Annotated in this window: 6 protein-coding genes and 2 tRNA genes; 2 read left to right on the forward strand and 6 right to left on the reverse strand. The window is 73.3% G+C overall.

The features are described 5' to 3' along the window. On the reverse strand, positions 1 to 2237 hold a 2237-nt coding region (locus J0670_RS22180), incomplete at its 3' end, for a transglycosylase domain-containing protein (protein ID WP_207813399.1). A 222-nt stretch (positions 2238 to 2459) separates the two neighbouring features. Continuing rightward, positions 2460 to 2533 (reverse strand) — tRNA-Lys (locus J0670_RS22185). A 124-nt stretch (positions 2534 to 2657) separates the two neighbouring features. Between J0670_RS22185 and J0670_RS22190 the strand changes: the two genes are divergently transcribed. Continuing rightward, positions 2658 to 3539, forward strand: a complete 882-nt coding sequence (locus tag J0670_RS22190; RefSeq protein WP_374223144.1) for a DUF998 domain-containing protein — start codon at positions 2658 to 2660, stop codon at positions 3537 to 3539. After that, positions 3536 to 4444 (forward strand): alpha/beta fold hydrolase, encoded by a 909-nt coding sequence (locus J0670_RS22195; protein WP_207813400.1) that lies wholly within the window; start codon positions 3536 to 3538, stop codon positions 4442 to 4444. The genes J0670_RS22190 and J0670_RS22195 overlap by 4 nt, the downstream gene beginning before the upstream one ends. A gap of 74 nt (positions 4445 to 4518) precedes the next feature. Here the strand turns inward: J0670_RS22195 and J0670_RS22200 are convergent, their stop codons facing one another. From J0670_RS22200 to J0670_RS22215, 4 genes are all read right to left on the reverse strand, one after another. After that, the gene (locus J0670_RS22200; RefSeq protein WP_207813401.1) at positions 4519 to 5154 is read right to left on the reverse strand and encodes a GPP34 family phosphoprotein; all 636 of its coding nucleotides are present in this window, start codon (positions 5152 to 5154) and stop codon (positions 4519 to 4521) included. 70 nt (positions 5155 to 5224) lie between these two features. After that, positions 5225 to 5298: transfer RNA gene (locus J0670_RS22205), tRNA-Lys, on the reverse strand. A 73-nt stretch (positions 5299 to 5371) separates the two neighbouring features. Continuing rightward, entirely contained in the window at positions 5372 to 7450 is a 2079-nt protein-coding gene (locus tag J0670_RS22210) for an ABC transporter ATP-binding protein (RefSeq protein ID WP_207813402.1), read from the reverse strand. Beyond that, positions 7447 to 8376: ABC transporter permease (locus tag J0670_RS22215; RefSeq protein ID WP_243437356.1), on the reverse strand; the 930-nt coding region annotated here is incomplete at its 5' end. The genes J0670_RS22210 and J0670_RS22215, both read right to left, overlap by 4 nt.

Consider the following 8376-nt stretch of genomic DNA (forward strand, 5'->3'; position numbering starts at 1 on the left):
CCGGAACCGGAACCGGACCCGGAGCCGGAGCCGGACCCGGTGCCGCCCGACGGCGAGCTCGCGCCGGAGTTGTCGTTCGGCGGGGTGCCGGCGCCGGTGCTCGGCGTGGCGGAGCCGGTCGACGGAGCGCTGCTCGGCGTGCTCGGGGCGGCCGGCACGTCGGCGGGACCGGAGGAGTCACCGCTGTCCGCCGGGGTCGGGAAGTCGCTCACCGGCTGGCCCTTGAGCGCCGCCTTCATGTAGCTGGTCCAGATCTGCGCCGGGAACTGGCCGCCCGCCGCGCCGTCGATCCCGCCGACGCCGCTCAGGCTGACCTGGGAGCCGTTGCCCGGGTCCTGGCCGAACAGCGCGACCGAGGTGACCAGCTCGGGGGTGTAGCCGACGAACCAGACGGACTTCTGGTCGTCCGTGGTGCCGGTCTTGCCCGCCACCGGGCGGCCCAGCGCCTTCGCTCGCCAGCCGGTGCCGCCCGGGTCGCTCACCACGCCCTGGAGCATCGAGGTGACCTGGTTGGCGGTGTCCGCGCTGATCGCCTGGGTGGTCTTGTGCGCGGGCAGCGCGATGTTCTCGCCCTCGCGGTCCACCGACTGCACCAGCCACGGGGTGATCTGCTTGCCGCCGTTGTCCAGCGCGGCGTACACGCCGGCCATGTCGAGCACGCTCGGGGTGGCCGCGCCCAGCGGGATGGACGGCACCGGGTCCAGACCCGGGGTGTTGCCGGGCAGGCCGAGCGCGACCGCGGTGTCCTTGACCTTCTGGAGCCCGGTGTCCTGCGCGAGCTGGGCGAAGGCCGAGTTGACCGACCAGTCGGTGGCCTGCTGGAGGGTGATCTGGCCGTAGCTCTTGTCGCCCTCGTTCGGCGGCGCGTACGGGGTGCCCTTGCCGCCGCGGACCTTGCGGCCGCTGGTGCCGTCGTACACGGTGCGCGGGGTGATCGTCCGGCCGTCCTGGGTCTTGGCGTCGTTCTCGAAGGCGGCGGCCAGGGCGATCGCCTTGAAGGTCGAACCGGCCTGGTAGTCGCGCCGGGTCGCGTTGTCCACGTAGTGCTTCACGTAGTCGACGCCGCCGTACAGGGCGACGATCGCGCCGGTCTTCGGGTCCACCGAGACGGCGCCGGCCTGGGCGGCCGCGTCCTTCTTCCGCTTGTCCGGGTTCAGGGTGTCGTGCAGCTGGGTCTGGACGGAGTCCTGCAGGGCCTGCTGGCGGTTCGGGTCGATGCTCAGCTTGATCGTGTAGCCGCCCTTGGCCAGCTCGGTCTCGTTGATGATCCCGTTCGAGGTGAGGTACTGGGTGGCCGCGTCCACCAGGTAGCCGGACTGGCCGGACAGACCGGGGTTGGGCTGGGGGTCCTTGACGTCGGGGAAGGTGGTCTGGGCCCGCTCGTCGGCGGCGAGCCAGCCCTCCTTGACCATGCCGTCGAGCACGTAGTTCCAGCGGTTGACGGCGTTCTGCTTGCCCGCCGCGGTCGCGGTGGCCACGTCGTAGGCGCTCGGGGCGTTCAGCAGGGTGGCCAGGTAGGCGCCCTGGGCGGCGTTGAGCGCGGAGGCGTCGACGCCGAAGTACGCCTGGGCGGCGGCCTGGATGCCGTACGCGCCGCGGCCGTAGTAGGAGGTGTTCAGGTAGCCGGAGAGGATGTCGTCCTTGCTCTCGGTGGCGTCCACCTTGATCGCGATGAAGAGTTCCTTCACCTTGCGGGTGACCGACTGCTTCTGGTTCAGGTACGTGTTCTTCACGTACTGCTGGGTGATCGTGGAGCCGCCCTGGGTGCCCTCGCCCTTGGCGGTGTTGAGGGCGGCCCGCATCAGGCCCTGCACGTTGATCGCGCCCTCGTTGTAGAAGTTGCGGTCCTCGGCGGCCAGCGCGGCGTGCTGGGCGGCGGGGGAGACCTTGTCCAGGCCGACGTTCTGCCGGTTGGTCTGGCCGGTGCGGGTGATCACCGAGCCGTCGGAGTAGAGCCAGGTGTTGCTCTGCGCGGTCGCGGCGGCGTGCGCGTCCGGGACCTTCACCAGCGCGATCCCCAGCGCGAACAGACCGATGCCGAGCAGCAGCACCGAGCCGAGTCCGACCAGGGTCATCCGCCAGGTGGGTATCAGCCGGCGCCAGCCGGTGCGCTTGGGGCGCCGCGGCTTCTTGCCGCCGGACGAGGAGCCGGCCGTACCGGGGGAACGCTTGAGCCGTTTGATCGGCCGGAGGTTGATCGACGGCGTGCGACGGCCGCTCTGGGCGTTTTCGGACAAAGCGCGGCCTTTCCTGCGGGCGGGCCGGGCCAGCCTGCACGGACGGGAACAACGGCGGTTAGGGACCTTTGTCCCGAATCCGGTTTACTGCCCAGGACGTGTCGGACGGGCCTGGTGGCTCCGTCGGAACGGCAATCGAGACCGACATCACACGCAAAACGGACGTCGAGGGCCAAAAAATCGGGGAGCCCCTCGCTGTTGCGAGAGGCTCCCCAATGTCTGTGCGCCGCCAGGGACTCGAACCCCGGACCCGCTGATTAAGAGTCAGCTGCTCTAACCAACTGAGCTAGCGGCGCCTGCTGACCTGGAAAACAATACACGAGTCCGAGGGGTGCCCCGAACCACCTCTCCCCGCCCGGTGGTCCACGTGCCTGTTTCCTCCCGGTTGGGGTGGAGTTCGCCGCCGGTTAGGGTGGAACGGTGCCCAGCTCCCGGCCCGGACACCCCCACCCCCGACATCCCCGGCCGCGACGGCGCCGTGCGCGGACGGCGGTCGCGACCCTGCTGCTGCTCAGCGCCGTGGCGTACACCGCCTGGGTACTGGAGGTCGTGCTGAGCACCGGGCTGGATCCGGTGCAGGCGTACATCAGCGAACTCGCCGCCGAGGACCAGCCGCTGGGAGGCCTCTTCCGGGCCACCGACCTGGCCGCCGGGCTCTGCGTGCTCGCCGCCGCCGTCGCCGCCCTGATCACCGGGCAGGCGAAGCGCCCCGGGACCCCCGGCAGGCGCTGGGCGCTGGTCGGCTGGTCCGCCCTGGCCCTGTTCGGCGCCGCGACCGCCGCCGACTCCCGGCTGCCGCTCAGCTGCGCCCCCACCAGCGACGAGATGTGTGCCGCCCGCGAGACCGCCGGGCTCGTCCCGGCCACTCACACCGCACACGCGGTCAGCAGCAGCCTCGCCGTGCTCGGCGCGCTCACCGGGATGGTCGCGCTCACCACGGCCGCCCGCCGCCACGGCTGGTGGCCGCCGGTGGGCCGCTTCGGGCCCTGGCTGCTCGGCGCCGAACTGCTCGCCACCGCCTGGAGCCTCGCCGCGATCGCCGCCTTCCAGACCGGCCGCGGCACCTGGGCGCTTGGCGCGGGCCAGCGGCTCCAGGTGCTGCTGGTCGCGCTCTGGCTGGGCGTGCTGGCCCTGGGAGTCGCCCGCTCGAACGCTCGCCCGGGCACGTCGGGCAGGTCGGGCACGTCGGGCAGGTCGGGCACGTCGGGCAGGTCGGGCACGTCGGACGACCCCGACGAGACGCCGCGGCGGGCCGGGCCGCCCCTGGACCGGAGGCCGAGCCAGGACCGGAGGCCGATATGACCGCCCCGAACCGACCGGGCAACCCGGGCGCCCCCGGCACCCCCGACGTCCGAGCGTGCTTCCTGCGGATCGACGGCGTTCCGCTGCACGTCCGCACCGAGGGCAGCGGCCCGGTCTGCCTGCTCACCGGAGGCCTGGGCAGCAGTTGGTTCGACTGGGACCTCGTGGTCCCGTTCCTCACCCCCTACCGCACCGTCGTCCGCTTCGACCGGCCCGGCTACGGGCTCAGCGCCGCCGAACCCGCCACCGGGCGGCCCGCCCCGACGGTGGCCGGTGAGGCCCAGCGGATCCGGGCGGTGCTGGACGGCCTCGGGCTGCGCGGCCCCTGCACCGTGGCCGGCCACTCGATCGCGGGCTTCCACGTCGAGGCCTTCGCCCGGCTGCACCCCGAGCGGACCGCCGGGCTGGTCCTGGTCGACGGCAGCGTCGAGCCGGCGGCCCGTCCGTACCCGGCACCCGCCCTGCGCGACCTGGCGGCCCGGGCGGTGGCGGGCGCCGCCCGGGCCCTCGCGGTGCCGTACCTGTTCGGCCCGACCGTTCGCCGGGTGACCGCCCGGCTGTCCACCGTCCGCCGCGAGGACCTCGCCCCGATGCCGCTGGTCCGGCACTGCTACCGCACCGGCCGGTCGCTGCGCGCACTGCTCCGGGAGAACGGGCGCTACCTCGACATGGCCGCCGAGCTGGACGAGCTGCGGCTCACCCGGCCGCTCCCGGAGGACCTGCCGGTCACCGTGTTGGCCGCCGACGACGGCTGCCGGACCGCGCGCACCGAGACCTGGCTGGCGGGGCAGCGGGAGCTCGCCGCGCTGCTCGGGGCCGACTACCGGACGACGGCCCCGGCCGGGCACCTGGTGATGTTCGACCGCCCGGACGCGGTGGCCTCCGCCATCCTCGACACCCGCTGAGAATCCGCCGAGGCCCCACCGAGGATCCGCCGAGGACCAGCCGAGGGCTCGTCGAGCCGGAGAGCTGGTCGGAGCTAGTCGATGACGTCCCGGACCGCCCGGGGGACGGGCAGTTCCCGGGCCAGCCGACCGGTGGCGCGCCTGACCGGTGCGCCGTCCCGGCCGGGGTAGAGGCGGCGTTCCAGTCCGGCCACGGAGATCAGGCCGGCCAGCTGCCGGTCCCGCTCCGCCGTCGGCCGGCCGGCCCCGCGGTCGCCGGCCAGCAGGGTGGCGGCCACCCGCTCGGCTATCTGCCGGGTGAGGTCGGGCCGGGTCGGGAGGTAGCGCCGCCTCGGCAGGCCGAGGAATCGTTCCTCCTCGACGGTGTAGTACCCCTGCGCCACCAGCCGGTCGAGGTGGAACCGGTAGCCGGGCCGCTCCGGTATCCGGCGGAGCGCGTCGACGAGCCAGGGGCGGAAGCGGCTCTTGCCCTTCGCCTCCAGCCGGGCCAGCACCCCGGCCGCGATCTCGTCCGCCGCCCCGAGGGGCTGGTAGCCGGTGATGCGCTGCTTCTCGACGGTGATCGCGCCGGCCAGGAGCAGTTCGGCGAGGACGGCGCCGGCGATCACCTGGTTGAGGTGGGGGGACGGGTTCAGGAACCGGCCGCGCGCCGGGTCGGCGCAGAGCAGCAGGAGTTCCTCGGGGAGGGGGCGTGCGTCGACTGAGGTCACGGGGACGGTCTACCACCCCGGAAACGCCTCAGGCCGCCCACCGGAGTGGACGGCCTGAGACCTTGCCATGTGCGCCGCCAGGGACTCGAACCCCGGACCCGCTGATTAAGAGTCAGCTGCTCTAACCAACTGAGCTAGCGGCGCTTGCTGACGTGGAAGACAGTACACGCCACCAGGCCGATCCACCGAATCGTATGCAGGTCGGCACTCAATGTGATCAGTCCGACGAGTCCTCCGGGTGGTGGCAGGCGGCTTGATGCTCGCTGCCGGCCCGGTCCCCGTCGAGCGTCGGCCGCTCCTGCTCGCACCGCGCCCGGGCCGCCGCCTCCGTGAGCCCGGCGTACAGCGGGCAGCGGGTGCGGAAGGGGCAGCCGGTGCGCCGCTCGGTGGGCGAGGGAGGGTCCCCGGCCAGCAGGATCCGGTCCCGGGCGCGCTCGGCGGCGGGGTCGGGCAGCGGGACGGCGGAGAGCAGCGCCCGGGTGTACGGGTGCCGGGGCCGGTCGAAGACGGCGGAGACCTCGCCCTGCTCGACCGTCCGCCCCAGGTACATCACGCTGACCCGGTCGGCGAGGTGCCGGATCACCGAGAGGTCGTGCGACACGAACAGGTACGAGAGCCCGAGCTCGGCCTTGAGCGACTGGAGCAGGTTGAGCACCCCGGCCTGGATGGAGACGTCCAGGGCGGAGACCGGTTCGTCCAGCACCAGCAGCTTCGGCCGGACGGCGAGCGCCCGGGCGATCGAGACCCGCTGGCGCTGCCCGCCGGAGAACTGGTGCGGGTAGCGGACGGCGTGGTCCGGGTCCAGGCCGACCTGGCGCAGCAGTTCGGGCACCCGGCGGGCGATCTCCTCGCGCGGTGCGCGCTGGGCGCGCAGGGGTTCGGCGATGATGTCGCCGATCGGCAGCCGGGGGTCGAGGCTGGCCATCGGGTCCTGGAAGACGATCTGCAGCTGTGACCGGAGCCGGTGGGCCTCGGCCCGGGTGAGCCGGGCGGTGTCGTGGCCGAGGAGTTCGATCCGGCCGGTCTCCGGGGCACCGAGCTTCAGCAGCTCGAACAGCGTGGTGGACTTGCCGGAGCCGGACTCCCCGACCAGGCCGAGGGTCTCGCCCTCCCGCAGGTCCAGGTCGACGCCGTCCACCGCGTAGACCTCGCCGACCCGGCGCTTGAACACCGTGCCCTTGAGCAGTGGGAACGTCTTGCCGAGCCCGCTCACCGCCAGCACCGGTGCCCGCGAGGAACGGTCGGAAGGGTCAGCGGCCCGGGTGTCCGGCAGTTCCGGCACCGGGTACACCTCGCTCGGCGCGGGCCGCCGCTCGGCCAGCTCCGCCGACCGCACGCAGGCGGCCCGGTGCTCGCCGTCCCCGCTCAGCGCGGGTTCGGCCGTCGAACAGCGCTCCTCCGCCAGCGGGCAGCGTGCGGCGAACGGGCAGCCGGCCGGCAGTTCGGCCATCGGCGCCGGGGTGCCGGGGATCGGTACGAGGGTGCCGCCGCGCCCGTCCAGCCGGGGCAGCGCGCCGATCAGCCCGAGCGTGTACGGGTGGCGCGGGGCCTCGAACAGCGCGTCCACCCCGGCGGTCTCGACCACCCGGCCCGCGTACATCACCGCGACCCGGTCGGCGGTTCCGGCGATCACCCCGAGGTCGTGGCTGACCAGGACCAGCGCCGCGCCGGTCTCCCGCTGCGCGGTGCGCAGCACGTCGAGCACCTGGGCCTGGATGGTGACGTCCAGCGCGGTGGTCGGTTCGTCGGCGAGCAGGATGTCGGGCTGGTTGGCGACCGCCATGGCGATCATCGCGCGTTGGCGCATGCCGCCGGAGAACTCGTGCGGGAAGCTGTCCAGGGCCCGGTCGGGTGCCGGGATGCCGACCAGGTCGAGGAGTTCGGCGGCCCGGCGGCGGGCGGTGGGCTTGTCGACCCGCTGGTGGACGCGGACCGCCTCGGCGATCTGGTCGCCGATCCGGTAGACCGGGGTGAAGGCGGAGAGCGGGTCCTGGAACACCATGGCGATCCGGCGGCCGCGGATCGCGGCGAGGTCCCGCCCGGGCAGCCCGACCAGTTCCCGGCCGTCGAGCCGTACCGAGCCGCTGACCCGGGCCGTGCCGGGCAGCAGCCCGAGCACGGACAGCGCGGTGACGGACTTTCCTGAGCCGGACTCGCCGACGATGCCGAGCGTCTCGCCGCGCCGCAGGGTGAGGTCCACTCCGCGCACGGCGGGCACCGGGCCGTGCGGTCCGGCGAAGTCGACCCGCAGGTCCCGGACGGCGAGCAGCGGGGTCTCGACAGCGGTGGTGGTCACGGACGCTTCCTCTGCGGGCGGTTGGGGAGATCGGGGCGGTCGGGGCGGCTGGATCGGCCTGGACGGCCGGGGCGGACGGAACGGCGGGACCGCCGCGGAGCGCCCCCGGCCGTGGGGTCGAGGGCGTCGCGCAGCCCGTCCCCGATCAGGTTGACGGCGAGCACGAACAGCACCAGCAGCGCGGCGGCGAAGTAGAACATCCAGGGGAACACCGGGGCCTCGCTGGTCCCGGCGGCGAGCAGCGTGCCGAGCGAGACGTCCGGCGGCCGGACGCCGAAGCCGAAGTAGGAGAGCGCTGTCTCGCTCATCACCGCGCCGCCGACGGCGATGGTGGCGTCGACGATGAGGAAGGAGGCGACGTTCGGCAGGATGTGCCGGCTGATGATCCGCAGCGGTCGCACCCCCATGAACCGTGCGGCGCGCACGAATTCGCGCTCGCGCAGGGAGATGGTCATCGAGCGGACGACCCGGGCGGTGATCATCCAGTTGAACAGGGCGAGCAGCAGCACGAAGGCGATCCAGCCGCTGCTGCGCAGCCGGGGCGAGACCACGGTGATGATCAGGAAGCTGGGGAAGACCAGCATCAGGTCGACGAGGAACATCAGCGCCCGGTCGGCCCAGCCGCCGAAGTAGCCGGCGCAGGCGCCGACCAGTGAGGCCAGCACGGTGGAGAACAGGGCGACCAGCAGGCCGATGATCAGCGATTTCTGTAGTCCGCGGACGGTCTGCGCGAACACGTCCTGGCCGACGCCGTTGGTGCCGAACCAGTGCTCGGCGGAGGGGGGTTGGTGCAGCGCGGTGAAGTCGGGGGTGGCGTAGTCCCAGGGTGTGAGGTACGGGCCGCCGAAGGCGAGCGCGAACAGCAGCAGGATCAGGACGGCGCCGACGACGGCGCCGCGGGCGGCGAGCAGCCGGGCGAGGACGAG

Source organism: Streptomyces sp. FH025 (assembly GCF_017427025.1).
Taxonomy (GTDB): Bacteria; Actinomycetota; Actinomycetes; order Streptomycetales; family Streptomycetaceae; genus Kitasatospora.

What these genes read in the sequence shown, in the direction of transcription:
- J0670_RS22195 (WP_207813400.1), top strand. Translation starts at nt 3,536, where the DNA reads ATGACCGCCCCGAACCGACCGGGCAACCCGGGCGCCCCCGGCACCCCC.